This is a genomic window from Shinella sp. HZN7 (assembly GCF_001652565.1).
Lineage (GTDB): Bacteria > Pseudomonadota > Alphaproteobacteria > Rhizobiales > Rhizobiaceae > Shinella > Shinella granuli.
In genome coordinates this window covers 3,723,004-3,747,450 of sequence record NZ_CP015736.1, presented here as the reverse complement: position 1 = coordinate 3,747,450, position 24,447 = coordinate 3,723,004, and the positions used below count along the sequence as shown (strand labels likewise).

25 protein-coding genes and 1 pseudogene are annotated in these 24,447 nt (G+C 62.3%); 20 read left to right on the top strand and 6 right to left on the bottom strand.

Annotated features, from left to right (window positions below):
* Window positions 1-11: 11 nt before the first annotated feature.
* A complete protein-coding gene (locus shn_RS18035; protein WP_064331635.1) occupies window positions 12-1,256 on the bottom strand; it encodes an FAD/NAD(P)-binding oxidoreductase in 1,245 nt (414 codons plus the stop codon).
* Between the two features lie 83 nt (window positions 1,257-1,339).
* Between shn_RS18035 and blh the strand changes: the two genes are divergently transcribed.
* The 5 genes from blh (at window position 1,340) to shn_RS18010 (ending at window position 4,681) form a co-directional block, all read left to right on the top strand.
* A complete protein-coding gene (gene blh / locus shn_RS18030; RefSeq protein WP_064331634.1) occupies window positions 1,340-2,641 on the top strand; it encodes a bifunctional sulfur transferase/dioxygenase Blh in 1,302 nt (433 codons plus the stop codon).
* Entirely contained in the window at window positions 2,641-3,060 is a 420-nt protein-coding gene (locus tag shn_RS18025) for a YeeE/YedE family protein (protein ID WP_145926029.1), read from the top strand. The genes blh and shn_RS18025 overlap by 1 nt, the downstream gene beginning before the upstream one ends.
* Window positions 3,057-3,485: a YeeE/YedE family protein gene (locus shn_RS18020; RefSeq protein ID WP_064331632.1), complete on the top strand. Its 429-nt coding sequence runs from the start codon at window positions 3,057-3,059 to the stop codon at window positions 3,483-3,485. The genes shn_RS18025 and shn_RS18020 overlap by 4 nt, the downstream gene beginning before the upstream one ends.
* Before the next feature lie 3 nt (window positions 3,486-3,488).
* The gene (locus shn_RS18015; protein WP_064331631.1) at window positions 3,489-4,268 is read left to right on the top strand and encodes a sulfite exporter TauE/SafE family protein; all 780 of its coding nucleotides are present in this window, start codon (window positions 3,489-3,491) and stop codon (window positions 4,266-4,268) included.
* 71 nt (window positions 4,269-4,339) lie between these two features.
* Complete coding sequence (locus tag shn_RS18010) at window positions 4,340-4,681, top strand: carboxymuconolactone decarboxylase family protein (RefSeq protein ID WP_064331630.1); 342 nt, start codon at window positions 4,340-4,342, stop codon at window positions 4,679-4,681.
* Between the two features lie 41 nt (window positions 4,682-4,722).
* Here shn_RS18010 and shn_RS18005 read toward each other — a convergent pair whose 3' ends face one another.
* On the bottom strand, window positions 4,723-5,187 hold the full coding sequence (locus shn_RS18005; protein ID WP_064331629.1) for an Lrp/AsnC family transcriptional regulator: 465 nt from the start codon (window positions 5,185-5,187) through the stop codon (window positions 4,723-4,725).
* A gap of 114 nt (window positions 5,188-5,301) precedes the next feature.
* Here shn_RS18005 and shn_RS35110 point away from each other — a divergent pair, with 114 nt between their 5' ends.
* Together shn_RS35110 and shn_RS18000 are read left to right on the top strand one after the other, a co-directional pair.
* The gene (locus tag shn_RS35110) at window positions 5,302-6,366 is read left to right on the top strand and encodes a DMT family transporter (RefSeq protein ID WP_206362186.1); all 1,065 of its coding nucleotides are present in this window, start codon (window positions 5,302-5,304) and stop codon (window positions 6,364-6,366) included.
* Entirely contained in the window at window positions 6,252-7,430 is a 1,179-nt protein-coding gene (locus shn_RS18000) for an aromatic amino acid transaminase (protein ID WP_245337421.1), read from the top strand. The genes shn_RS35110 and shn_RS18000 overlap by 115 nt, the downstream gene beginning before the upstream one ends.
* Here shn_RS18000 and shn_RS35105 read toward each other — a convergent pair whose 3' ends face one another.
* The gene (locus tag shn_RS35105; RefSeq protein ID WP_245337420.1) at window positions 7,431-7,673 is read right to left on the bottom strand and encodes a hypothetical protein; all 243 of its coding nucleotides are present in this window, start codon (window positions 7,671-7,673) and stop codon (window positions 7,431-7,433) included. It lies immediately after the preceding gene.
* A gap of 139 nt (window positions 7,674-7,812) precedes the next feature.
* Here shn_RS35105 and shn_RS35100 point away from each other — a divergent pair.
* Window positions 7,813-8,879, top strand: a pseudogene (locus shn_RS35100) (IS630 family transposase).
* Here the strand turns inward: shn_RS35100 and lnt are convergent.
* Complete coding sequence (gene lnt, locus shn_RS17985; protein WP_064331626.1) at window positions 8,870-10,132, bottom strand: apolipoprotein N-acyltransferase; 1,263 nt, start codon at window positions 10,130-10,132, stop codon at window positions 8,870-8,872. The pseudogene shn_RS35100 and the gene lnt overlap by 10 nt on opposite strands.
* Window positions 10,133-10,268: 136 nt before the next feature.
* Between lnt and shn_RS17980 the strand changes: the two genes are divergently transcribed.
* The 7 genes from shn_RS17980 (at window position 10,269) to shn_RS17950 (ending at window position 17,270) form a co-directional block, all read left to right on the top strand.
* Complete coding sequence (locus shn_RS17980) at window positions 10,269-10,868, top strand: DsbA family protein (RefSeq protein ID WP_064331625.1); 600 nt, start codon at window positions 10,269-10,271, stop codon at window positions 10,866-10,868.
* Window positions 10,868-12,046 (top strand): murein L,D-transpeptidase, encoded by a 1,179-nt coding sequence (locus tag shn_RS17975; RefSeq protein WP_064331624.1) that lies wholly within the window; start codon window positions 10,868-10,870, stop codon window positions 12,044-12,046. The genes shn_RS17980 and shn_RS17975 overlap by 1 nt, the downstream gene beginning before the upstream one ends.
* A gap of 114 nt (window positions 12,047-12,160) precedes the next feature.
* The gene (dsbG, locus tag shn_RS17970; protein ID WP_064331623.1) at window positions 12,161-12,943 is read left to right on the top strand and encodes a thiol:disulfide interchange protein DsbG; all 783 of its coding nucleotides are present in this window, start codon (window positions 12,161-12,163) and stop codon (window positions 12,941-12,943) included.
* Between the two features lie 157 nt (window positions 12,944-13,100).
* Window positions 13,101-14,933, top strand: coding sequence for a protein-disulfide reductase DsbD (dsbD, locus tag shn_RS17965; RefSeq protein ID WP_245337323.1), 1,833 nt, complete (start codon window positions 13,101-13,103; stop codon window positions 14,931-14,933).
* The gene (locus shn_RS17960) at window positions 14,930-15,733 is read left to right on the top strand and encodes a TlpA disulfide reductase family protein (protein WP_064331621.1); all 804 of its coding nucleotides are present in this window, start codon (window positions 14,930-14,932) and stop codon (window positions 15,731-15,733) included. The genes dsbD and shn_RS17960 overlap by 4 nt, the downstream gene beginning before the upstream one ends.
* A gap of 103 nt (window positions 15,734-15,836) precedes the next feature.
* Window positions 15,837-16,496 (top strand): L,D-transpeptidase, encoded by a 660-nt coding sequence (locus shn_RS17955; RefSeq protein ID WP_064331620.1) that lies wholly within the window; start codon window positions 15,837-15,839, stop codon window positions 16,494-16,496.
* 84 nt (window positions 16,497-16,580) lie between these two features.
* Window positions 16,581-17,270: a cyclopropane-fatty-acyl-phospholipid synthase family protein gene (locus tag shn_RS17950; protein WP_064331619.1), complete on the top strand. Its 690-nt coding sequence runs from the start codon at window positions 16,581-16,583 to the stop codon at window positions 17,268-17,270.
* Here the strand turns inward: shn_RS17950 and shn_RS17945 are convergent.
* Together shn_RS17945 and shn_RS17940 are read right to left on the bottom strand one after the other, a co-directional pair.
* Window positions 17,222-17,974, bottom strand: a complete 753-nt coding sequence (locus shn_RS17945) for an alpha/beta fold hydrolase (RefSeq protein WP_168168927.1) — start codon at window positions 17,972-17,974, stop codon at window positions 17,222-17,224. The genes shn_RS17950 and shn_RS17945 overlap by 49 nt on opposite strands.
* Window positions 17,975-17,984: 10 nt before the next feature.
* Window positions 17,985-18,692, bottom strand: a complete 708-nt coding sequence (locus tag shn_RS17940; protein ID WP_064331617.1) for a L,D-transpeptidase — start codon at window positions 18,690-18,692, stop codon at window positions 17,985-17,987.
* Between the two features lie 125 nt (window positions 18,693-18,817).
* Between shn_RS17940 and shn_RS17935 the strand changes: the two genes are divergently transcribed.
* The 5 genes from shn_RS17935 to shn_RS17915 all read left to right on the top strand — a co-directional run bounded on the left by shn_RS17935 (window position 18,818) and on the right by shn_RS17915 (window position 24,416).
* Window positions 18,818-19,345 (top strand): thioredoxin family protein, encoded by a 528-nt coding sequence (locus shn_RS17935; RefSeq protein ID WP_064331616.1) that lies wholly within the window; start codon window positions 18,818-18,820, stop codon window positions 19,343-19,345.
* Window positions 19,346-19,440: 95 nt separating this feature from the next.
* On the top strand, window positions 19,441-20,781 hold the full coding sequence (locus tag shn_RS17930) for a cytochrome c (RefSeq protein WP_064332687.1): 1,341 nt from the start codon (window positions 19,441-19,443) through the stop codon (window positions 20,779-20,781).
* Window positions 20,778-21,689 carry a c-type cytochrome gene (locus shn_RS17925; RefSeq protein ID WP_064331615.1) on the top strand — a complete coding sequence of 304 codons (912 nt, stop codon included), beginning with the start codon at window positions 20,778-20,780 and terminating at the stop codon, window positions 21,687-21,689. Before shn_RS17930 ends, shn_RS17925 begins: the two co-directional genes overlap by 4 nt.
* A gap of 268 nt (window positions 21,690-21,957) precedes the next feature.
* Window positions 21,958-23,169, top strand: coding sequence for an IS256 family transposase (locus shn_RS17920; protein ID WP_064332381.1), 1,212 nt, complete (start codon window positions 21,958-21,960; stop codon window positions 23,167-23,169).
* Window positions 23,170-23,354: 185 nt separating this feature from the next.
* Window positions 23,355-24,416 carry a GGDEF domain-containing protein gene (locus shn_RS17915; protein WP_084438132.1) on the top strand — a complete coding sequence of 354 codons (1,062 nt, stop codon included), beginning with the start codon at window positions 23,355-23,357 and terminating at the stop codon, window positions 24,414-24,416.
* Window positions 24,417-24,447 lie beyond the last annotated feature (31 nt).

Here is a 24,447-nt window from a genome sequence, read left to right as displayed (position 1 = left end):
GGGCCACGGTCTCACCAGCCTCGCTCACGATGCCTGATGTCGATCGTGCCGCCCTTCAGCATATGAGACCAGTACAGCCAGGGCAGGAGCTTCGTTTTCAAGTACCACATGCTCTTGCGGGGCACGCGGGGATCGAGCGGAAAACTCGGCGTCACCTTGCCGCCATAGGCAAACTCGGCAAGCACGATCTTGCCGAGCGCCACCGTTAGCGGGCAGGACCCGTAACCGTCATATGTCTTGGGCAAGGCCTTGTCCTGCATGGCGGCCAACAGATTGGCAACCACGACGGGGGACTGGAGCCGGACGGCTGCCGCCGTCTTGGCATTCGAGGTCGACGCCGCATCGCCGAGCGAGAACACGTTCGGATAGCGGGCGTGGCGCAGCGTTGCCGGATCGACCTCGATCCAGCCCGCCGCATTGGCCAGCGGGCTTTCCCGCACGACATCGAGTCCCGTCTGCGGCGGGACGACATGGATCATGTCGAAGCGCATCTCGACGTCGCGCGACACACCCTCCTTGTCGGTGACGGAAAACAGCGCCGCTTTCGCCGGACCGTTGATGGCGATCAGGTTGTGCCGGTAGCAGACGTCGATCCCGTAATCGTCGACGGCTTTTTGCAGGGGAGGAACGAAGAAGGGAACGCCGAACAGCGCGTCTCCGGCGAGGCAGAATTTCAGCGTCGAACTGTCGAGCCTGCCGCGCCGGCGCAGATGATCGGCCATCATGTACATGATCTTCTGGGGCGCACCGGCGCATTTGATCGGCATCGCCGGCTGGGAGAACAGCGCCGTCCCGCCCTGAAACTCCTGGATGAGGCGCCATGTGTATTCGGCCGTGTCTGCGCGGTAGTTGCTGCACACGCCATTCTTGCCCAGCGTTTCCTTCAGCCCCTGGATCGCGTCCCAGTCGATTTTCAGACCGGGGCAGGCGACGAGATAGTCGTATCCGAGCGATCGACCATCACTCAGCCTGACAAGGTTGTTGTCGGGGTCGAAGGCGCTGACCGCCGCCTTGATCCACGTCACGCCCTTTGGGATCAGCGTTCGCTCCTCGCGTTCGGTTTGCCGGCGCGTAAAGACGCCCACGCCGACCATTGTCCAGCCAGGCTGATAGGAATGCGAGTCGGAAGGCTCGACGATCGCAACGTCCAGCTTCGCATCATGGCGCTTGAGCTCGGCCGCCACTGTGATGCCGGCTGCCCCGCCGCCGACAATAACGATCCTGTGTTTCAGATTCAGTGCTTGAGCGGCTTCCATGGCATTCCTCCCACTTGCAGAATTACATATCTGGTTTTATGTAAGTATGTAATTCATATTGACAAGCGTCAAGGAGCCGTCCCATGAAACCGATACCGGTCACGCAGAAATTTTCCGTCGCGGGGCAGCTTCAGCCCGAGGACTTTGCCGAACTTGCCCGTAGTGGGTTCAAGACGATCATCAACAATCGACCGGATGGCGAGGAAAGTTCGCAGCCTGGATCGGCGGCAGAAGAAGAGGCGGCCAGAGCGGCAGGTCTCGACTATGTCTTCATCCCGGTAACCAGCAGCAATATGCGGCCGGAAGACGTGCGGCGCTTCGCGGAGACGATCGTCGCCTCCGACGGTCCGGTGCTCGCCCACTGCCGATCCGGTGCGCGCTCCTTCTATATGTGGGTGTTGGCCGGAGATGCCGACGTCGAAGGGTTCAGCGACGACAAGCTGATAGCCGTCGCCGGTAAGCTAGGCATTGCGCCCGACAATGCCCGTGACTGGCTGGCCGCCCATCGGCACGTCGGCAAGCCGGAGGTCAAAGGGTTTTACGAAGAGCGGACCGGCAGCATTCAATATGTCGTCACCGACCCCGCGACGAAGAAATGCGCGATCATCGACCCGGTACTCGATTATGACGAGAAGTCCGGATCGACCAGTACCGCGCAGGCCGACAGAATCCTCGCCTACATCAAGGAGCGGGGCCTTAACGTCGAATGGATCCTCGACACCCACCCCCATGCCGACCACTTCTCCGCCGCCTGCTACCTCAAGGAGAAGACCCGAGCTCCAACAGCGATCGGCGCGCATGTCGTCGATGTGCAGAAACTGTGGAAGGGAATCTACAACTGGCCGGATTTTCCCGCCGATGGTCATCAGTGGGACCGGTTATTCTTCGCGGACGATACCTTCAAGGTCGGCGCGCTCGACGCGAGAGTGATGTTCTCGCCGGGACACACGCTCGCCTCGATCACCTATGTCATCGGCGACGCAGCTTTCGTCCACGACACCCTGTTCATGCCGGACTCTGGAACTGCACGCGCGGATTTCCCTGGCGGCAGCGCAAAAGCGCTCTGGAAGTCCATTCAGGACATTCTCGCCCTTTCGGACGAGACCCGAGTCTTCACCGGTCACGACTACCAGCCTGACGGCCGCCAGCCGCGGTGGGAGAGCACGGTCGGCGAGCAGAAGAAGTTCAATCCGCACATTGCCGGTCAGACCGAGGAGAGCTTCGTCAAACTGCGCAAGGAGCGCGACGCGACCCTGCCGATGCCGAAGCTCATCCTGCATGCGTTGCAGGTGAACATCAACGGCGGCCAGCTTCCCGAACCCGAAGATAACGGCAAGCGTTACCTGAAAATTCCGCTCAACGCGCTTGAGAGGGCAGTATGGTGATGGACGCCTATCTCGCTCCCGTGGCCGGCGGCGCACTGATCGGCCTTTCGGCCAGCCTCCTCATGCTGCTCAATGGCCGCATCGCCGGAATCAGCGGCATCGTCGGCGGGCTGCTCGGCCATCGCGGCGAGCGCTTCGGCCATGACATTGCCTTCGTCGCCGGCCTTCTTCTCGGCCCGCTGACCTACCTCACCATGTTCGGCAATGCGCCGCAGGTCGTGGTGACTGCGTCCTGGCCGCTTTTGATCGTCGCTGGTCTGCTCGTCGGCTTCGGTACGCGCATGGGCTCCGGCTGCACCTCCGGACATGGCATTTCGGGCCTGGCCCGGCTGTCGCCCCGGTCCTTCGCTGCTGTGATTACGTTTCTTGTGACGGCGGTCCTCACCGTTCTCGCGATGCGGCTCGGAGGCTGGCTATGACCGCTATGCTGCGTATCCTGACCAGTCTTGCCGCCGGCCTGCTCTTCGGGCTCGGCCTCGCCATTTCCGGCCTCCTCAATCCTGCCAAGGTGAAGGCCTTCCTCGACATCACAGGCGCCTGGGACCCGAGCCTGATATTCGTTCTCGGCGCGGGCGTCGTCGTCGCCTTCATCGGTTACAGGATCGCCTTTGCGATCAACAAGCCGCTGCTCGACTCACAGCTCCATCTGCCGACCAAGACCCGCATCGACAGTCCGCTCATCATCGGCTCGGCGATTTTCGGCGTCGGGTGGGGTTTGGCCGGGTTCTGCCCGGGTCCTGCGATTGCGTCACTCTCGCTTGGCCTGCTCCCCGCAGTCATCTTCGCCGTCGCCATGTTCATCGGAATGGTCACCCATGATCGATTCCTGGCCGGCAAGGGGTAAGCCATGCTTGCCAATATCGGCCCGGCGCTCGCTTCGGGCGCCCTCGTCGGCTTTTCCCTCGGTCTCGTCGGCGGCGGCGGCTCGATCCTGGCCACGCCGTTGCTGCTCTACGTGGTCGGAGTGACCCAACCGCATATCGCCATAGGGACCAGCGCGCTTGCTGTTTCCGTCAACGCCTTTGCCAATCTCATCGGCCATGCGAAGAGCGGCAATGTCCGCTGGCGCTGCGCGATCGTCTTCGCCGGGGTCGGAACGCTCGGTGCGTTTGCCGGCTCGACTCTCGGCAAACTCGTCGACGGTCAGCGGCTGCTTTTCTTGTTTGGCCTGCTGATGATCCTCGTCGGCATCCTGATGCTGCGACCGCGTAAGCCCGGCGCCGCTCTGGAGCGTCCTGCGGATCTGCGTACCTGCCTCATCACGGCCGCCGTCGCATTTGCCGCCGGGTCGGCATCCGGCTTCTTCGGGATTGGCGGCGGCTTCCTGATCGTACCCGCACTCATTCTGGCAACCGGCATGCCGATGATCAATGCAATCGGCTCTTCACTCCTGGCGGTCGGCAGCTTCGGGCTTGCCACCGCGCTCAACTATGCCGCTTCCGGCCTCGTCGATTGGCCCATTGCCTTTGAGTTTATTGCGGGAGGGATTGCAGGCGGTATCGCCGGCATGATGCTCGCCAATCGCCTGTCGACCGGCAAGAACACCCTGAACCGGATTTTCGCGGGCCTGATCTTTGTTGTCGCGGCCTATGTGCTTTACCGCAGCGCTGGCACCTTCATGACGTGATTTAATTTCGTATTTTCGCAGCGCTCAGCGGTTTGGAACTGCGCAGCACAGATTTAACACAGGAGATGGCTATGATCGAAGACTGGAAGAAACTCATTGAGAACATGAATGGCGGCGTAAAGTCCCTCCGGCAGGATGCGCCCGATGTGATGAAGGCTTTCAGCGACATGTCACGGGCGGCCCATGGTGGGCAAGCGCTCGACCAGACAACGAAGGAGTTGATTGCGCTCGCCATTGGCGTCGCGACGCGGTGCCAGCCTTGCATCGCTTACCATGCCGAAGGTGCAGTCAAATCTGGCGCGAGCCGTGAACAGATCAGCGAGACCTTGGCCATGGCTGTCTATATGGGAGCAGGACCGTCCGTCATGTACGCCGCCCAGGCCCTTGAGGCCTGTGATCAACTTGCAAAATAGAGATACTTTGCCGATTGCTGAATGGACGTGCTGCGGAACAACTACCCCTGTGACGCTTTTGGAAATCGTGCGGATCGCTTGACGACACCATAGGCAAAGCTGGTGTCGATGGAAGCGATACCCTCGATCATGTGCAGCCTGGAACGCACGAAATTCTCGTAATCCTGCAAGCTTTCGACGAGGACGCGCAGGAGATAGTCGGCATCGCCGGTCATGACATAGCAATCGACGATCGCGTCGATGTCGCGGATGCGTTGCTCAAAAGCTTTGACCACGTCCTGACGGTGGCGCTCGATCCTGATCCTGACGAACGCCGTGATCGGAAGGCCGTAGGCCACTTCGTCCACCAAAGCTGTGTACCCACGAATGACGCCCTCGTCTTCGAGGATGCGCAAACGTCTCAGGCAAGGGGAAGGTGACAGGTTCACCTTCTCCGACAGCTCCTGGTTTGTGAGCCGTCCGTTGTCCTGGAGCGCGGCGATAATCTGGCGATCCTTCTCGTCCATGAATTTACTCCAGCACTGGCAGATGCTGCCACAAATAAGCTTCCAGCGGGCAGAAATAGCAAGAAACCGCCTTTGGCGCCATGCCATTCTGCTGGAAACATGGAACGCCCGCTAATGTCTGTCGCAGCCTTGAAAGAAGATGAACTATCGCCATTGAAGCCCGTGAAGTCGGAGATGGTCGTCGGCTATCTCGCCATCGCTGTGGCGGTGACGGTCTGGGCCGGCTTTGCCCTGTCCATCCGGGCCATTGGAGCTTCTCCCCTTGCGACCGCTGACGTCGCATTGATCCGGTTCGGGATTCCCACATTACTCCTGTTGCCAATGCTCCCCGCGCGATGGCGCGCCCTACGCTCCATTCGTTGGAGCGACGCGCTGATGGTGCTGGCAGGTGCTGGCCTGCCTTTCTTTTGGATCGCCGCTGCGGGTGGAGCCGAAACCTCGGCTGCGCATGTCGGCGCACTCATCGCCGGCACCGTTCCGGTGTCGGTCGCGTTGCTTGGCTACCTCTTGAACAGAACGAGGATTTCTCCTCGCCAGCGAAGCGGACTTCTCGTTATCGCATTAGGTGTCATCGCCCTCGTGGCCGCGCACTCGCAGTCCAGCCATGGCAACATCTGGAAAGGAGCCACGCTGTTACTGATCGGCAGCCTCCTGTGGGCGGCCTATACGATCGGCCTGAGGCGTACCCGGCTGGACGCCGTCGGCTGCACCCTGCTGCTCACGCTGCCATCGTTCGCGGTGCTCCTGGCGCTACTCTCGGCGGGCGCGGTGACCACGCATCTTGGCCATTTCAGCTTTGCCGATGCATTGCCTTTCCTTCTCGTGCAGGGTCTTGGCGTCGGCGTCGTGGCCAGCCTGACATATGCCGCCGCCATTTCCCGCCTGGGTCCCGCGCGAAGCGCGGTGATCGGCTCGCTTGCCCCGGCACTCGCTACGATCGGCGCTGTCCCTCTTCTCGGCGAAGCTCTGACACCGGCCATCGGTCTTGGCGTGGCCGCCATCACCGTCGGCGTCATCATCGCCAATCGCCCTGATCTGAAGGTTTTTTCGCCATGCTCTCTGCTCTGCCAATACTGCCGCCCGATCCTCTTTGGGGTCTCACCACTGCCGTTCGACAGGACCAGCGTCCGGATAAGATCGACCTTATCGTCGGCGTCTACCGCGACGAAGCTGGCATGACGCCGGTCTTTTCTGCGGTTCAGGCCGCGGAACGAAAATTGGCCGAGCAGGGGATTTCGAAAGCTTACCGCTCTCTACGAGGGAACGTGGCTTTCTGCGAGGGAATGGCGCGGCTGCTCCTCGGTGACGATCCTGCCCGCCTCGAACGCCAATACACGATGCAGACGGTGGCCGGGACCGGAGCCTTGCGTGTGCTTGCCGACTTCATTGCGAAAGCCAGCCCCGAGGCGACCGTCTGGTCCTCCGACCCTGGCTACGTGAACCACCGCCCGATCATGGAAGCCGCGCGCCTTCACGTCGCATCCTACAGATGGAAGGAAACCCAGCGCGGCTTGGACATCGAGGCCGTGTTGGATGACCTGGGGTCCGCCAAATCCGGAGATGTCGTCATCCTCCATGGCTGCTGCCACAATCCAAGCGGGATCGACATGCCCGTGGAAGCATGGGGTGCCATCAGCGATCTATGCGCGAAGAAGGGTCTCGTTCCGCTGGTCGACATCGCCTACCAGGGTTTTGGCGATGGGCTTGAGGAGGACGCGAGCGGTCTGCGCCGTGTGGTCGATGCAAACGAGACCGTGTTGGTTGCGGCAAGCTGCTCCAAGAATATGGGGCTTTATTGCGAGCGGACAGGGTCGGCGAGCGTGATCGGCGCCAATGCCTCGCTGCTCAAGTCGGTTCCCGGGACGCTCGAACGTCTTACCCGTAGCAATTACTCGATGCCTCCGGAATATGGCGCAGCTATTGCGACCATGCTCTTTGACGATCCTTCCTCCTGGCACGCAGAGCTCGAGGCGATGCGGCTACGGGTGCTCTCGATCCGCACCCTGCTCGCCGACACCCTTGAAAGGCTTGGAGCGCCTGAACGCTTTCAGTCGCTTCGCCGGCATAAGGGCATGTTCTCGCTTCTGCCTGTATCGTCTGAAGCGATGACGCGCCTGCGCGATGAATTCGCGATTTATGGGACCCAGAGCGGTCGTATCAATATCGCCGGCCTGCATCCCGGGCAGGTCGAGCGGCTCGCGCTGGCTTTGATCGACGTGTCCGATACGCGCCTGGCCGCGTGATCAATCGCCGAAGCGCCATGCCAGCATGAGGGCCGCAAACGTTAGCATCGCAGCGGTCAGCGGTAGAATTCTGCCCCATGTCGAAAATATGGTCGGGGGCGCCTGGGAAGGAAGAACGGTCGCAATCCGCCCGGCCGTTCGCCACGGCGAGCTCGCCGCGAGACTGCCGTCAGCGCGGATGACTGCGGAGATCCCATTCGTCGTAGCCCGTATCACGGGGAGCCCTTCTTCGATTGCGCGCAGACGGGCCTGAGCAAGATGCTGAGGCGGGCCGGCTTCACCGAACCACGCGTCGTTATACCAACGGCCGGTGAGGCTGACTCACGGGGTCTTTCCGGCGGCTTGTTTCGCTGATTCCATGGATGCGAGGAGGATTCGCGCCATGGCTGCTGCGGTGAAGCTTCGAATGGACTACTCGGCCCTCGACCTGCGACGGCTCGCGGCGGGGTCGCGGCACGCCAACCAGAGCCGACGGCTTCTGTCTCTGGCGGCGGTTCTCGATGGGATGGATCGGGAGCAGGCCGCGCGGATCGGCGGCATGGATCGCCAGACGCTGCGCGACTGGGTTCACCGGTTCAACGAAAGCGGCCCCGACGGGCTGAAGGACATCCGCTCGAAGGGGCATCCGCCCAGGCTCTCGACTGATTAGCTCGCCGCCTTGGCGACCATCGTCGAGACCGGCCCCGACCGGGCCGTCGATGGGGTGGTGCGCTGGCGGCGCATCGATCTGCAGAAGGTCGTCCGCGCGCGCTTCGGCGTCGATTATCACGAGCGCACGATCGGCAAGATTTTGAAGCAGATCGGCTTCTCCCATATCAGCGCGCGCCCGCACCACCCGGCGCAGGACGCGCGCGTGATCGAAGCGTTCAAAAAAACTTCGCGGCGACGCTGAAGGCCCATCTCGCCCATCTGCCGAAGCGCAAGCCGATCGAACTCTGGTTCCAGGACGAGGCCCGCATCGGCCAGAAGAACGGCCTGGTCCGGCAATGGGCCAGGCGCGGAACCAGGCCGCGTCAGCCCGCCGATCAGCGCTACGAGAGCGCCTATCTGTTCGGGGCGATCTGCCCGGCACGGGGCGTCGGCGCCGCGCTCGCCATGCCCTTCGCCGATACGCACGCCATGCAGGCCCATCTCGACGAGATCGCCAGGACGGTCGCAAAGGGCGCCCATGCCGTCCTGCTGCTCGATCGCGCCGGATGGCACACGACGACCAGGCTCGCCGTGCCGAAAAACATCTCGCTGATCTTCCTGCCCTCGCGCTCGCCCGAACTAAACCCGGTCGAGAACATCTGGCAGTATCTCCGCGCCAACTGGCTCTCAAACCGCGTCTTCGACACCTACGGCGACATCATCGACGCCGCCTGCGACGCATGGAACCGCCTCGTCGATCAGCCCAGGACCATCACATCCATCGGGATGCGCGAATGGGCGCACATCGGTCAGGCATGAGGGCCGTTGGTATTAGAGGGGTTGAAGAGGAATTGCGGTCGCAGGTGTGAGTCGGCAACCGCGCCTGCAAAGATGATCTCATAGCAGATGTCCACGCCTGCGGTCAGACCTTCCATTTCCAGTGAACGGGAGCCCGAACCCGAGATGAATGGCCCACTGCCGGCCGCAAAGCGCGACAGGCCGAGCGCCTCAAGCAGGTGCGGCACCGGTACGTACTCTCCGAAAGGCACGAGATGCCGCTTGTCATACCTGCCGCGTATTTCTCCTTGGGAGCCGATGACGAACACGCTGTTGGTGGCGCCGCTCACACCTCCGTCTGGACGGCGGGCCGCGCCGATAGCGCCGACGAACAGAAGATCCTTTTCGCCGAGCACGCTGGCGATCAGCCGTCGTGTTCGCGGATCCCCGTCCAGTTCCGCCGTGATCGCCGTTTCCGGCCAGAACACCAGACGCATGCGACCAGGCTCCGCATTGGTCCCCGAAAGCGCCATATGCCGGTAAAGATGGTCGACGGCCTCCTCCGGACGCCACTTCTGATCCTGCGAGATATTGGGCTGGACGACGACAATAGGTGTTGTCGTGTCAGGCGGTGGTTGAGTGGACGACATGCTCGCGCCGGCTATCGCCATCATCAGCACGACGCCCGCCAATCCGCGAGCCCGGCCATCGCGCAGAGCCGGCGGCATCAAAAGCCCGGATAGCAGGATCGTCAGACCCGACAATCCGAGCGTGCCGACGATCGCCGCGTTGCTGGCGACAGGTGGCACGTTCAGCCAGATCACGCCGATCGGATTCCAGGGAAATCCCGTCAGGACTGTGCCACGCAGCCATTCGGCGATGGTGAAGGCCGCAGCAAATGCGACTGCAAAGCGGAACGGATCGGATCGCCCAAGGAACCAAGCGGCCATGGCCGCAAGGCTCCAGTAGAGCGCGAGATATCCTGCAAGCAGCGCCACGGCCAGCCAACCCATCGCAGGCGGCAGCGCTGCCTGGAAGCCGAACGCATCTACGATCCAGCGCAGAGCGGGAAACGCCTGGCCGAAACCGAAAGCGGTCGCGCAGAGCATCACGTCGCGCCACGTCCCGCTGTTATGCAGCAGCCAGATGAGGCAGCATACTCCGAGCGGCATGGCGTACCAGACGGCCCAAGGCTCAAAAGCGGTTGACGTCGCAACTCCGAGAATGATGGCGACAAGGCCGCGCATCGGCAAGCCGGCGCGCCGCGTACCGATGCCGGCCAATCGACCAATCATGCAATGCGTCCTCGACGGATGACACTCTCCCGACATCATCAATGTTCGATGGGTGGGAGCCGTCGATCCGCCTACTTAAGGCTAGCTTAAGCTTGCGACTGCGTTTCGGTCCGAAAACTAACAGAGGACCGAATGAATGCAGTCACGACGACGTTTTCTGATTTCGACCGCCGCGGTCTTGTCGATCCCCGCGACCTTCACGCGCGTCGCTGCCCAGCAACCATCCCGTGAGGAAGTATTTTCCGATCCGGTGACACCAGTGCTCGGCAATCCGGATGGTGACGTCACGATCGTCGAGTTTTTCGACTATCAATGCCCGTATTGCAAGAGCACCTATCCCGAGCTCAAGAAGTTCGTCAGCGAGGACGGCAATCTGCGCCTCATGATGCGCGACTGGCCGATTTTCGGCGAAGCGTCGCGGTTCGCAGCCGAGCGTGTTCTGGCCCTCGATCCGCAGGACTACGGCCGCGCCCACGAGGCGCTGATGGATACGGAAGGACGGCTCACCGAGAACGACATCCTCGAAGTGCTCGAGGACGCCAGTGTCAAAGGGCTTGCGCCAGCTCACTCACCGGAAGCGGTGGCCGACACCTTGTCGCGCAACGATCGCATGGCCAAGGCATTTGGCCTGGCCGGCACGCCCTCCTTCGCCATCGGCTCGAAGATCTACGGCGGCGTGCTCGATCGAACAGGCCTCGCCCAGGCCGTTCTCGAAGCGAGGGGGAAACGGACGTGATGCTGGACCGACGCTCTCTTCTGATAGGCGGGCTGGCATCCGCAACCTTCGCTGCCGCGCCCGCTCGCGCCTGGGACGGCGCCTTCGACACGGCAAGCGCCCGTATGGATGGCCTGCAGGAGGTCGAAACGCCGCTGCTTTCGGCGACGACATTGCATGCGACGCGGATTGCTTCCGAAACCTATGCCCGCTGGGCGGCTGAAGGGGGATGGCCTGCCTATCCGTTCACGCAACGGCTTTCCCTTGGCGCGCAGGGCAACGAAGTCTCCTGGCTGCGCCAACGGCTCGCTGTGACCGGTGACCTCGCGCCGCAATATGGCGCGGGCAGCGTCGTCGACAGTTTCGTCGACGCTGCCATTCGCAGGTTTCAGGCGCGGCATGGTCTGACCGTCGACGGCGTTGCGGGCACCGCTACCTACGAAGCACTCAACCTTCCGGCGGCAGACAGGGCGCGAAGCCTCGATGCGAATATTCCCAGATTGCAGGCCGCTTTGGTCGACGATCGCCGCCAGGTTACTGTCAACGTTCCCTCGGCGCAGATCGAGATGGTCGAGGACGGCGCGGTCGTCCTGCGCCAATCGGCCGTCGTCGGTCAGCCCAATCGCGCGACACCGCTGCTTTCGAGCAATATCCACGAGGTCAACTTCAATCCCTATTGGCATGTGCCGAAAAGCATCATCCGCCGCGACCTCATTCCGATCATCCGCCGCGACCCCGATTACCTGACCCGCATGGGAATGCGAATCTACACCGGCGATTGGAAAGAGGTGTCACCGTCGAGCATCGACTGGAGCACCGACGAGGCGACAAACTACATGTTCCGGCAGGAGCCGGGGAGCCGCAATGCTCTCGGGCGCGTCCGCATCAACTTCGCCAATCAACATTCGGTCTATCTTCACGACACGCCCGACCCCGGCCTGTTCGGTGACGCCAGCCGCTTTCATTCATCCGGCTGCGTCAGGGTCCAGCGTATTCCGGAATTCGTGACCTGGCTCCTCAAGGAGACGCCGGGCTGGTCTTCCGAGACCGTCGCGGAATTCCTGACAAACGGTCAGCGCCGGGACGTCGCGATCGCCAGTCCGGTTCCGGTCCATTTCGTCTACATCACGGCATGGGGCGTTCCGGCCGGCCCGGCGCAGTTCAGGAAAGACATCTACTCTCTGGTGGACGGCTCGTGACGGTGAAGGTCGCGCCGTAGCGAACGCAGCGGCGGCGCTTAATGCTGCCTTAAGCTTGCAGGCAAAAAGGCAGCAAACATGAAGATCTCTAAAATATCGACTGGTGCGTCAGGAATGAAAAAGCTTCTACCCGCCATTGCGCTCGCAACGATGCTCGCCGGCTGCAACGAAAATACTGGAACGACCTCGTCAGGGACGGCAAGCAGCTCCGAAGCGATCCTCGAATCGCTCAAGAGCCAGGGCCTGACCATTCATGGCCCCCTGGAGGTGCCGGGCGGATTGCAAGCCTATGCCGCGAGCTCGGGCACGCAGCCGCTCGCCGTCTACATCATGCCCGACGCCAATTATGCGCTGATCGGCACCCTGATCGATGCAAAGGGCAAGTCTGTCGCTGACGCCGCGTTGAAGCAGGCAACGAGCGAGCCCATGCAACGCGAGGCCTGGGGAGCGCTGGAAGCCGCGGCCTGGGTTCAGGACGGCAAGCCGAATGCGGAGCGCGTCGTCTACGCATTTACCGACGCCAATTGCCCTTTCTGCAACGAGCTATGGCGCTCGGCGCGGCCATGGGTCGAGGCCGGCAAGGTGCAGATCCGACATGTCATGGTCGGCGTGATCCGCGCCGACTCGGCCGCAAAGGCAGCCGCGATCATCGAAGCCGCCGATCCGCAAGCCGCCCTGACGCAAAACGAGATGAACCATGGCTCCGGCGGGATTGCTCCGCTGGCGAAAATATCGCCGGAGACGAATGCCAAGCTCAACAGCAATGTCGAGCTGATGAGGCGGTTGGGCTTCAGCGGTACGCCCGGCCTCGTCGCGCAAGGCACCGATGGCGAACTGATCCTCCAGAGCGGGGCACCCCGAGGAGACGCCCTGGAAGCGCTTTTCGGGCCGCTCTAGGCGTTTCAGCCGGCAGGTTTCGCACATTCAACGAATACAGATGTCCTTAAGTCTGCCTTAAGCTGCCGATCGGACCTCTCCCGCCGTGATAACGTCAAGCGGGAGCCGTGCATTGCCTTCAAGAACTGTCTGGTCTGTCATTCTCGCGGCCATGATCATGGCGCTTGCAGCGCTGTCGATCACGCCCGCATCGGCGCAAGTGACGTCTTCAGGCGGAATGCCGCTTCCGGTCGATCAGGCGTTCAAGCTCTCGGCGAGCCGGCAAGACGACGGTCGCGTGCAGATACGATGGACGATCGCGTCGGGATACTACCTTTATCAGGACAAGATCAGCTTCACGCGCGGCGGGTCGGATCTCACGGCGCCGGACCTTCAGGGAAACGGGCAGAGTAAGGACGACCCGACCTTCGGCCCCTCGACTGTCTACCACGATCATGTCGCCGCCGTGATTCCCCTTGACGCATCGACGTCCGGACCGCTTGAAGTCCACTATCAGGGATGTCAGGACCACGGCATCTGCTATCCGCCGATCGTGCGCCATGTCGATGCGACGACGCTTGCCGTAACCGATCCCGAAGAACGCGCCCCGGCGACACAGGCGAGCGAGTGGACGACGCCGGCGGCCACGACGCCCGCGACGGGGAACGACACCGGCATCGCCATCGCTGCCGACAATGGCGGTATGATCGGTTCGCTGCTGAAGGACGGTGGCGTCGCAATGGTTCTGGCAAGCTTCATGCTGTTTGGCGTGTTGCTCGCCTTCACGCCTTGCGTCTTCCCTATGTACCCGATCCTCGCAGGCGCGATCGCGCGACAGGGTGAGTCGGTCACGGCGCTCAGGGGGTTTACCCTGTCGCTTGCCTACGTGCTGGCGATGGCGAGCGCGTTCGGCCTGCTTGGCGTGGCTGCGGCCTGGTCCGGGCAGAATTTGCAGATGGCGCTTCAGTCTCCGCTCGCCATCGGCGCAGTCTCCGCCCTCTTCGCCGTGCTGGCCTTATCCATGTTCGGCCTGTTCGAGCTGCAACTGCCATCGGCCTGGGTCAATGCGATTGGCCGGCTCGGTCAGGGCAATCGCGGTTCGCTCGCCTCGGCCGGGCTGCTCGGGTTCACCTCGGCACTGATCGTCGGACCTTGCGTCACCGCGCCGCTCGCCGGTGCCCTGATCTATATCGCGCAGACCGGCGACGTCGCGCTCGGTGCGGCATCCCTTTTCGCGCTTGGCCTTGGCAAGGGCATTCCCCTGATCGCCTTCGGCACGCTCGGCCCGAAAGCGCTCCCCAAGGCGGGGGCGTGGATGACGGTGGTCCGTCAGGCTTTCGGGTTCGTCTTCGTGGCGACTGCCATCTGGATGGTCTCGCGCATCATCCCGGCAGAAGCGGGCCTTGCGCTCTGGGCCTTGTTCGCGATCGGCATGGCGGTCTGGCTCGGGGCCTTCGATTCGATCGGGCCGGATACTCCAGGACGGCGCCGGGCGGCGAAGGCTGCCGGCATCGTTGCCGCGCTCTACGGTGTCGTGCTGGCTGTGGGGGCGGCTAGCGGCGCCGGCGATCCCTTCCGGCCGCTAGGCAATCTCGTTGCCGGAACAGGCGGCAGCTCCAGCACCTCGGAAGCGCTGGCCTTCCGCAGCGCAGGCACGCCCGCCGAGCTTCAAACGGAGATCGCGGATCGGAACGGCAAACCGAGCCTGCTCTACGTCACCGCGGACTGGTGCGTCACCTGCGCCGTCATAGATCGCAGCGTGCTGTCCGATCCCGCCATCCAGTCCACGCTCGCCCGCTTCAACCTCATCAAGCTCGATGTCAGCGGCAACACGCCGGAGCAGCGCGAGATCATGCAGGGCCTTCAGGTGGTCGGACCTCCAACGATGATCTTCGTCGATCCCGAAGGGCGGGAGGCGGCCGGAACGCGGCTTGTGGGAGACGTGACCAAGGCGACCCTGCAGGCCTCTGTTGGGCAGGTTGGGGCCGAGAAGACGGGAACCATGCGATGAACGCCATCGCGATCGGGCCTTTCGTCTTCGCCTCGGAGCAATTCGCCGCCATTCTCGGCATCTTCACCTTCACGATCGCGACGTCGATCCTCGCGCGCCGCGTCGACCCCATCATTGGACGATGGTCGACATGGGCGCTGATCGGCGGCCTGGTCGCGGCCCGTCTCGGCCATGTCGCGCTGCACTGGCAGAGCTTTGCCGGCGAGCCATTGCGAGTCTTTGCCTTCTGGCAGGGCGGCTTTCAGCCGATCGCCGGCTTTGTCGGAGTGATGATCGTCAGCGCGTTCTTCATCCGCTCGCTCAAGGCCGGGCTTGCTGCCGCAGGAGCTCTCGGCCTCAGCCTCGTGCTTTGGGTCGGCGTGACACAATTGACCCAGGCTACGCTCGGACAGCCTGCGCCGACCATGGCGCTCCAGCAGATGGATGGCCCGCCTCTTGCGGTGAGCGACGTGATCGGCAAACCCGCTGTCGTCAATCTCTGGGCGAGCTGGTGCCCGCCATGCCGCAGGGAAATGCCGCTGCTGGCGGAAGTCGCTGCAAGCCGCGACGACGTCGCCTTCCTGTTCGTCAATCAGGGCGAAGGCTCGGAAACGATTCGCGCCTATCTCGCAAAAGAAAACCTCAAGCTCGATCGCGTCCTGCTCGACCAGTCGATGCAGATCCCCCGTCACTACGGAAGCATGGGACTTCCCATCACCCTCTTCCTCAGAGCCGACGGGACGCTCGCCTCGATGCATATGGGCGAGATCTCGCGCGAGGCGCTCAACGCCGCCATCGAGAGGCTTGGAGGCTCGACATGATGCCTGCCTGCCCAATCCGATGGCGGGCAGCCCGTTCCCTTAACCCCGAACCTGAACCATCCGCCTGCCTGACCGGAGCGCGGACAACGATGCGTGAATCCATATGAATCTACAAAAGACGAGCGGCGCGTTTTCCGCCTTACTGCTCAGCCTGGCCGCAGCCGGCTGCACCACGACCACGACGCCAACAACCGCGGTTACCCAGCAGCTTGAACGCAGCCGGCCGGCGACGGCCGCTTACGCCGCCCAGACCAATGAGAGGTTTCCGGTCGCTGCGATCGACACTTCCCGCGTCGATCCGAAGAACCTCCGACAGCAGGTGAACTATCGCACGAGCGAGCCGCCGGGGACGATCGTGGTCGATACGAAGAACCGCTTCGTCTATCTCGTTCAGGAAGGCGGGAAGGCGATGCGTTACGGTGTTGGCGTCGGCCGGGAGGGAATGGAGTTCTCGGGCACGGCCAATATCGCCTGGAAGCAGGAATGGCCGAAGTGGACGCCGACTCCGGACATGATCCGGCGCGAGCCGGAAAAATATGCCCAATGGTCCGGCGGCATGCAGGGCGGAGCCAACAATCCGCTCGGCGCCCGCGCGCTCTATCTCTTCAAGAACGGCAAGGACACACTATTCCGCATTCACGGCACAAACCAGCCGGAAACGATCGGGCATGCTGTTTCTTCCGGTTGCATCCGCATGATGAATCAGGACGTCATCGATCTCTATCGCCGCGTACCGACTGGATCGAAGGTTGTCGTGATCTAGCTGTGCCGAAAAGCTGCATGGTCAACAAGAACAGGCTTCCGGCTCCTCGGGCCGGAAGCCGTCCAAATCACCGGGACGATTGTCATGGAGAACAACTGGGATCGCAGGTTCGAGCGGGAAGATTATCTCTTCGGGACCGAGCCAAATGCATTTCTCGCCTCTCAGGCCTTTCGGCTGAAACCGGGCATGAAGGTGTTGGCGGTCGCCGACGGAGAGGGGCGTAACGGTGTCTGGCTCGCCGAGCATGGCCTCGACGTCGTGTCGATCGACGCCTCGACGGTCGGTCTTGCCAAGGCACGCGAGCTCGCCCGCCGTCGCGGCGTCACCTTGCAGACCGTGCTCGCCGATCTCGCCCAATGGGAGTGGGAGCCCGAGACCTACGACCTCGTGGTCGCGATCTTCGTGCAGTTCGCGCCGCCCGAACTGCGCCGCAAGATGTTCGAAGGGTTTCACACCTGCCTGAAGCCGGGCGGGCTCCTGATCATGCAGGGCTATGGCACCGGAGGCCCGCCGCATGCCGACCATCTCTATACACAGGATCTGTTGATCCGATCGTTCGGGCATTGGGAAATCCGCCATCTTCGCGCGCATGACAGCGTGATCGAGGAAGGTGCGGGGCATTCCGGAATGTCGGCGCTGATCGATCTCGTTGCCGAAAAGGCAATGCACGATGCCCTTCCGTTACCGACGATTGGGGCCGAGCACGCCGATCCTCGTGTTGCCGCTCAGGCTTCCGCACGACCCGATGCGGATGTCGCGGTCGCAAACCGCTGATCGTCTCCCAGAAGAGCCACAGCCATCCGATCCAGGATCCTGGCCAGACGAGCGGCCGGCACCTCCCGCAGGCGGCTCATCACGAAGTGATCGACGCCGGGCAGCGAGATCAGGGCGGAGCGGCCACGAGGCATTGCGTCCGCGCAAGCCTCGATCACGCCGGGCGGGATCGTTCGATCCTCTTGGCCCGCAACGATCAGCACCCGCCCTGCAAAGCCTCTCAGGATGTCGAAGGCGTCGCTGTCGCGCCAGCTCTCGTGGCGCCGGATGATGCCGGAAAATGCCGGACCGAAGGGCACCGCAAACGCCTGGCCGTCGTACATCGCCGGCGCGATCATGACCAAGGCTTTCAGCGAGACGGTTTGCGACAAGCTGACGGCGACATAGCCTCCCATGCTCATGGAAATCGCACCGAGCAGATCGCTCGGCTGGATCGCCTCGATCGCTGCTCGCGCTTCTTCGACCCTCAGCGCAAGCGAGCTCTCCTGCACGTCGCCGCCAGTCAGGCCATGGCCCCGATGATCCAATGCCAATGTGCCAATTCCCCGCTCGGCGAGATCGACGCGAAGCGGCAATATGTCCGCGGAAGCAGTGTTGCCGCCGCCGTGCAACAGCAACGCCGATCGATCCCGAGGCCCGAAGTAGCTCGCGTGCAGCACATACCCACGCATCTCGACTTCATAGCTGACGACTTCGTTCGGCACCTGACCCCCGCTATCCAACCAGCAAATGCGACATCGAGGGATCAGGGATGACCACAATAGCGCTGCCGTCGCGGACGTTGTCGGCGAGATGAATGACATCCTGATTGAGCATGCGGATGCAACCGGAGGACACCGACTTCCCTATGGTTGAGAATTCAGGAGTCCCATGGATGCGATAGATCGTATCGCGGTTTCCTTCATGAATATAAAGCGCCCGGGAGCCGAGCGGGTTGTTCAAGCCGGGAGGCATGCCGCCATTGTCGATGCTATACGGCTCGAGCTCAGGCTGGCGCGCGACCATTTCGTTGGGCGGACGCCAACGAGGCCATTCGCGCTTGTACGCGATGTGCCCCTGACCGGCCCAGGCGAACCCATCACGTCCGACGCCCACACCATACCGGGTCGCCTGACCGTTCGATCTGACATGATACAGATAACGGTTTGGTGTATCGACGACGACCGTCCCTACCTTTTCGCCGGTCGGATAGTCTACCTCGGTTCGCCACCATTTCTGGTTGACCTTGGAGACATCGACTTCGGGGATCGGAAATTGCTCGTTCGGCAGCGCCGCGTACATGAGCGGGACCACAGGTTCCGGCTCGATCGCAGCGACAGGCGCCATCGTCGGAACGGTTTGGCCGGTCGAAACGCAGCCGGCCAAAGTAAAGGCGCTGGCACCCAGCATGAACGCGCGTCGGCCCATCGGGCCGATAAACATGGTATTCGTCAATTGTCTCTCAACCTTCTGAATTCATTCAGTTCAGAGGGCCGAAATCACAACCCCACCTTAAGCCTGCCTTAAGGCCGGAGCTTCCCGTTGCCGTCGACAACGGAGAAACCCGCATGCCTCATACGAAGTGGAAATACGTCACCGGCCTCAACCGGGCCGAGATACCACCCAGCCGGCAAGGCGTCCCATGGCGAGTTGAAGGAACTGCAACGCGGCGCCAGTTCCTCATCGGCGCGCTATCCATGGCGACGGTCGGCACCCTGTCTGCCAACGCAAACGCCGCGCCTTTGATAGTCACGAATCTCCGTGAATTTCGTGAGGCCCTGGCGCGATTGTCCCCGCACTACCAGGCAGCGCTTGTCGACATCGGAGCGGAGTGGTGCGCCGTCTGCAAGACGATCGACCGGAAGATCCTTCCCGATCCCGGTGTCCAGCGGGCGATGCAGCGGATCGCGCTGATCAAGGTCGACGTCACCCGAATGGATCAGACGAGCCGTGAGCTCCTAAGACACCTGCGCGCCGACGGACCGCCGACCCTGTTCGTGATCCAGACCGAGAGCGGTCGCGAATACAGCGGCACCCGATCGGTCGGGTCCGTGACCGCACGCGATCTCATTCGACGCCTGCGCCCGTTCGCATAGCCGCTGAAGCGGCCCAACTCTCATTGATTGAAATCAAGGCGACATGATGAAGAGTCAGGATAGTTACATAATTAAAGAAAGTCGTGGAATCTGCCGTGAAACTATTACTCAAACTCGCTTTTGCCGGTGTATGCGGGCTTGGCCTGTCCTACGCCATCGCCCTTTCAACACCCTATTGGTTCAAGCCGAAAACCGAAGCGTCCGTCGATATCACGGATGCGACGCTGATTCAGAAGGGCGAATATCTCGCCCATGCTGGAGACTGCATCGCCTGTCACACCGCCCCCGGCGGCAAACCGTTCGCCGGCGGGCTTGGCATGCAGACTCCCATGGGCACCATCTATTCCACCAACATCACCCCGGAAAAGGAAACCGGGATCGGCGGCTACAGCTACGGGGACTTCGAGCGGGCGGTTCGCAAGGGGGTCCGACCGGACGGCACGCATCTCTATCCGGCCATGCCATATGTGTCCTATGCCGTCGTGCGCGATGACGACATCAAGGCGCTCTACGCCTACTTCATGTCGAGCGTCCAGGCAGTCCGGCAGGACAACCAGCCGACGACCATGCCGTGGCCGCTCAGTATGCGCTGGCCGCTCGCCTGGTGGCAGCTCGCCTTCGCTCAGCCACGCGACTTCACCACGACGGCCGCGGATCCGCAGCTTGAGCGTGGAGCCTATCTGGTCGAGGGGCTCGCTCATTGTGGCGCCTGCCATACCCCGCGCGGTATCGCGTTCCAGGAGACGGCGCTTTTCGACGGCGCCAACAGTCGCTTTCTCTCGGGCTCGGTCCTCGAGGGCTGGTATGCGAAAAACCTGCGCAGCGAGGACACCGGCCTGTCGACATGGACGACCGCCGAGATCGTCGACTTCCTGAAAACCGGACGCAACGACAAGACCGCGGCCTTCGGCTCGATGTCTGATGTCGTCGAGCACTCGACGCAGCACCTTTCGAACGAGGACCTCACGGCGATCGCGACCTATCTGAAATCCCTGAAAGCTCGCGACGACCGAAGCCCGACATGGCAGCCGAATGAGGATCTCACCACCGCGCCGCTCAGGGCCGGCGATTTCAGCGCACCGGGCGCGACCTCCTATGTCGAGCATTGCGCAATCTGCCACCGCATGGACGGCAAGGGCGCACCACGCATCTATCCGGCGCTCGCCGGCAACTCGATGGTGTTCGCTGACGATCCAAGCTCGCTCATCCAGGTGACGCTTGCCGGCGGGCGCATGCCGAAGACCCCGCACGACACGATGGCCTTTACGATGCCGGGTTTCGCCAGCCTGACCAACCGGGAGGTCGCCGACGTCCTGAACTTCATCCGCAACGGCTGGGGCAATCACGGCAGCGAGATCACCGAAGCCGACATCTCGCGCATGCGCCACGAGATTGCGCGCAAGCCGAAACACTACGTGCCGGGAGAACAAAAATGAACAAGCGCTCCCTTATCCTGACCGGAGCTGCCATCGTGGCGCTCGCTGCCACAGCAGGAGCATTCGCGTTCCTGCACGAACCGACGCTGGACGCGCCGGCCGTGGACGCGATCGCGGTCCTGGATGCAAATAACAAGCGGATCGGCGACTATCGAATTCCGGCAGACAGCGCGATCGCAGCGCAGCCGAACGCCGAAGCTATCCTTCTCGGAAAGCGGCTTCTCAATGAGACCGCGCGCCTGCTGCCAGTCAATGTCGGAAACGGTCTCAACTGCAATTCGTGCCACATGGCCCAGGGAAAGCTGTCCGACGCAAATCCCTACATCAACACGACCAACAGCTATCCGTCCTTCAACCCTCGCGCCAATCGCGAGGTCGATCTCACCATGCGCATCAACGGCTGCTTCCAGCGCTCGATGAACGGCAAGCCGCTCGATCCCGACAGCACCGAGATGCACGCCATGCTCACCTATATGGACTGGCTGCGCCAGGATGTTGCGAAAGGCGACAAGACAGCGGTGCGCAACGCCGGACCGATTGACGAGAGCCTCGTGCCCGATCCCGAGAGGGGCAGGACGATCTACGCCGCCCAGTGCGCCTCCTGCCATGGGGCCAACGGCCAGGGGATGAAGGATCAGGTCGGAGACTACATCTTCCCGCCGCTTTGGGGTGATGAATCGTTCAATATCGGCGCCGGCCTTGCCCGCACCTACAAGGCGGCGCAATTCGTCAAATACGCCATGCCGCCTGCCATGCACCTGGAGGCGCCGCTCGGAGCCGGCGGGGTGCTCTCGGATCAGGATGCCGTCGACGTGGCGGAATTCTTCACCCACATGCCGCGGCCGGATTTCGCGGGCAAGGTCAACGACTGGAAGGGCGTGAAGAAGCCGAAAGATGCGAGATATTGAGCGGATCAGCGCTTGGGCGACCGCCCCGTCCATGTCGCTCAAATTTTACTGATCCGCTGTCACGAAGGTTAACACTCATCTGTTAAAAGGAAATCGCTCGCGCGGCGATATTCAGGGTAGCGTCCACGTTCGTGGTGTAATTTCGGGGGCGCATTGAGTGGAAATTGCGGTGGAGAATGCGCTGCCGCTTTTGCCGAGCGCCGGGTGGTCACCGGGCCTGTCGGATAAGGTGGAGTTGTTCGACTTCAACCTGCCGAAAGGAACTCCGATGACCGACGATAGATTACCCCTTGCCGAGCTTGCCGCGAAGAGTGGCGACAGCGATTTTCTGCGGGCCATTGCCGAAAGCGTGCTGCAACTGATCATGGAGGCCGACGTGGACGGCCTGATCGGCGCTGGCCGCTATGAGCGGGGCGATGGCCGCCAGACCTGGCGCAACGGCTACCGCGACCGCTCGCTCGACACCCGGCTCGGCACGCTGAACCTGAAGATACCGAAGATGCGGCAAGGGGCCTATTTCCCCGGCTTTCTGGAGCCGAGGAAGATGGTGGAGAAGGCACTGGTGGCCGTGATCCAGGAGGCATGGATCAACGGCGTTTCGACGCGCAAGGTCGATGAGCTGGTGCAGGCGATGGGCATGACGGGGATTTCCAAATCCTCCGTTTCCAAGCTCTGCAAGGACATCGATGAGCGGGTGAACGCCTTCCTCAAGCGCCCGCTTTCGGGCGACTGGCCTTATCTCTGGCTCGACGCGACCTATCTGAAGGTGCGCGAGGGCGGGCGCATCGTCTCGGTGGCGGCGATAATCGCGGTGGCCGTCAATACGGACGGAAAGAGGGAGATCGTCGGCCTGCACATCGGCCCTTCCGAAGCCGAGCCGTTCTGGACGAGCTTCCTGCGCGATCTGGTGCGCCGGGGTCTCACCGGCGTCAAGCTGGTCATCTCCGACGCTCATGAGGGGCTGAAGGCCGCCATCACCCGCATCCTCAGCGCGACATGGCAGAGGTGCCGCGTTCATGCGATGCGCAACGCGCTTGCCTACGTTCCCAAGGGCCAGCACACCATGGTCGCCGCCGCGATCCGGCAGGCTTTCATCCAGCCCGACCACGACAGCGCCGTGCAGACATGGCGGCATGTCGCCGACCAACTCCGCGCCAGATGGCCCAAGCTCGGCACCTTCATGGACAATGCCGAGGCCGATGTGTTGGCCTACATGGCCTTCCCGGCGCAGCACCGTACCAAATTGCATTCCACCAACCCGCTGGAGCGGCTGAACAAGGAAGTGAAGCGTCGCGCCGATGTCGTCGGCATCTTCCCCAACGAGGACAGCATCGTCCGCCTCATCGGCGCGGTCCTGCTCGAAGCCAACGACGAATGGCAACTCCTCAGCCGATACATGCAGGTCGAGGCGATGGCCGAGATAAATCCACCAACAATCGAGGAGGAAACCACACTTCAGATTACACCCAGAGCCGCCTGATCATGACAGCCCGGGGCCACACCCGAAATTACACCATCTTGACGGACGCTATCATATTCAGCAGACGACCTAAGTGCATAGGGTACAACGAGCATCAGTTCTGATAACGGCCGAATCGCTGCCGTCAGACTTGATGCCATTCGAACTTTTGTTGACCCACGTCATTCTCTCCGCTGCCAGCCAGCATGCTGTCACATCAGCTTTTTGGGATGCGCATCGTATTTGAAGACGTCGGAGGACATGAAGTTTTGAAGCATCATCAGCGAGCCACACCGGAACAGAAGGCGTGCCGAACGCTTCTTTCTCTCGCCCATCACGTCGATAATCTTAGCATCAGGGGCGTGTGGGCCGTGACCGCTCTCACGTTCGTTTCGATCGCTGTGTCAGGCTATCTGCTTCATTCGAGCGGTCTGCATATCGCGCCGCTTTACATGATCCCCGTCTGCCTCGTCAGCTGGAGGCTGGGACTGCGGGCGGGCATCGTTCTCTCGCTCGCCGCGGCTGCGACCTCGATGGCCATATGCCTGAGCTGGTGGGGGCCAGGCAAAGCATTGGCGCTCGGCAACCTGGCGCTTCAACTGTTGACGCTCCCGGTGCTCGCCGCCATCGTCTCCAGCTTTCGTTGCAACTTCGATCGCGAACACTTCCTGGCCCGCCGCGATGGGAAAACCGGCGCCTATAATCGGTTGGCGTTCGAACAGAGAGCGGAGCGGATGATCCTGCGCGCTGCCGGCGAACACCAGAGGCTGCTGCTGCTCTATCTCGACCTCGACGGTTTCAAGGCTATCAACGACCGCTACGGGCATGACGCTGGCGATCGCGTACTGGAAGCATTGGGCGCGTCAACCCTTTCGCTCCTTCGCAAGCACGACTGTTTTGGACGGATGGGAGGCGATGAGTTCACCATTCTGATGCCCCTCGAGCCGAACGAATCCCCGGAAGACCGGGCAGAAACGCTCCATGCGCAACTGGCGGCAGCGCTTTTCGCCACCAGCATCGATGCCACCTGCAGCATGGGCGCGCTCGTTATCCCGCCCTGTGTCGACACGTCGCTGAAAGAAGTGATGAGGCGTGTCGATCGACTGATGTATGCCGTGAAGCGCAGCGGCAAGGACAGCGTCAGCCATGGCGTGCTTTCCAGCGCATCGGAACAGGCGGAGCTGCCGCTGTTCGCCGGGATCAATACAAGAGCAAACTGGCATCGCCGGTCGACCGCGCGCAGCGACGAGCTCGTGGCAACGAACTGAATCCCGCGCCTCGGCGTCGCTTTTCACAAGT

Excerpts from the sequence above, each read along its gene's own strand:
- shn_RS18005 (WP_064331629.1), bottom strand. The coding sequence starts at position 5,187 with ATGGACGAGAAGGATCGCCAGATTATCGCCGCGCTCCAGGACAACGGA.
- shn_RS18010 (WP_064331630.1), top strand. The coding sequence starts at position 4,340 with ATGATCGAAGACTGGAAGAAACTCATTGAGAACATGAATGGCGGCGTA.
- shn_RS17920 (WP_064332381.1), top strand. The coding sequence starts at position 21,958 with ATGACCGACGATAGATTACCCCTTGCCGAGCTTGCCGCGAAGAGTGGC.
- shn_RS17980 (WP_064331625.1), top strand. The coding sequence starts at position 10,269 with ATGCAGTCACGACGACGTTTTCTGATTTCGACCGCCGCGGTCTTGTCG.
- shn_RS17950 (WP_064331619.1), top strand. The coding sequence starts at position 16,581 with ATGGAGAACAACTGGGATCGCAGGTTCGAGCGGGAAGATTATCTCTTC.
- shn_RS17935 (WP_064331616.1), top strand. The coding sequence starts at position 18,818 with ATGCCTCATACGAAGTGGAAATACGTCACCGGCCTCAACCGGGCCGAG.
- shn_RS18020 (WP_064331632.1), top strand. The coding sequence starts at position 3,057 with ATGACCGCTATGCTGCGTATCCTGACCAGTCTTGCCGCCGGCCTGCTC.
- shn_RS17925 (WP_064331615.1), top strand. The coding sequence starts at position 20,778 with ATGAACAAGCGCTCCCTTATCCTGACCGGAGCTGCCATCGTGGCGCTC.
- shn_RS17975 (WP_064331624.1), top strand. The coding sequence starts at position 10,868 with ATGCTGGACCGACGCTCTCTTCTGATAGGCGGGCTGGCATCCGCAACC.
- shn_RS17955 (WP_064331620.1), top strand. The coding sequence starts at position 15,837 with ATGAATCTACAAAAGACGAGCGGCGCGTTTTCCGCCTTACTGCTCAGC.
- shn_RS17940 (WP_064331617.1), bottom strand. The coding sequence starts at position 18,692 with ATGTTTATCGGCCCGATGGGCCGACGCGCGTTCATGCTGGGTGCCAGC.
- shn_RS18035 (WP_064331635.1), bottom strand. The coding sequence starts at position 1,256 with ATGGAAGCCGCTCAAGCACTGAATCTGAAACACAGGATCGTTATTGTC.
- shn_RS35110 (WP_206362186.1), top strand. The coding sequence starts at position 5,302 with ATGTCTGTCGCAGCCTTGAAAGAAGATGAACTATCGCCATTGAAGCCC.
- dsbD (WP_245337323.1), top strand. The coding sequence starts at position 13,101 with ATGGCGCTTGCAGCGCTGTCGATCACGCCCGCATCGGCGCAAGTGACG.
- shn_RS17915 (WP_084438132.1), top strand. The coding sequence starts at position 23,355 with ATGCTGTCACATCAGCTTTTTGGGATGCGCATCGTATTTGAAGACGTC.
- shn_RS17960 (WP_064331621.1), top strand. The coding sequence starts at position 14,930 with ATGAACGCCATCGCGATCGGGCCTTTCGTCTTCGCCTCGGAGCAATTC.
- shn_RS18015 (WP_064331631.1), top strand. The coding sequence starts at position 3,489 with ATGCTTGCCAATATCGGCCCGGCGCTCGCTTCGGGCGCCCTCGTCGGC.
- dsbG (WP_064331623.1), top strand. The coding sequence starts at position 12,161 with ATGAAAAAGCTTCTACCCGCCATTGCGCTCGCAACGATGCTCGCCGGC.
- blh (WP_064331634.1), top strand. The coding sequence starts at position 1,340 with ATGAAACCGATACCGGTCACGCAGAAATTTTCCGTCGCGGGGCAGCTT.
- shn_RS18025 (WP_145926029.1), top strand. The coding sequence starts at position 2,641 with ATGGACGCCTATCTCGCTCCCGTGGCCGGCGGCGCACTGATCGGCCTT.
- lnt (WP_064331626.1), bottom strand. The coding sequence starts at position 10,132 with ATGATTGGTCGATTGGCCGGCATCGGTACGCGGCGCGCCGGCTTGCCG.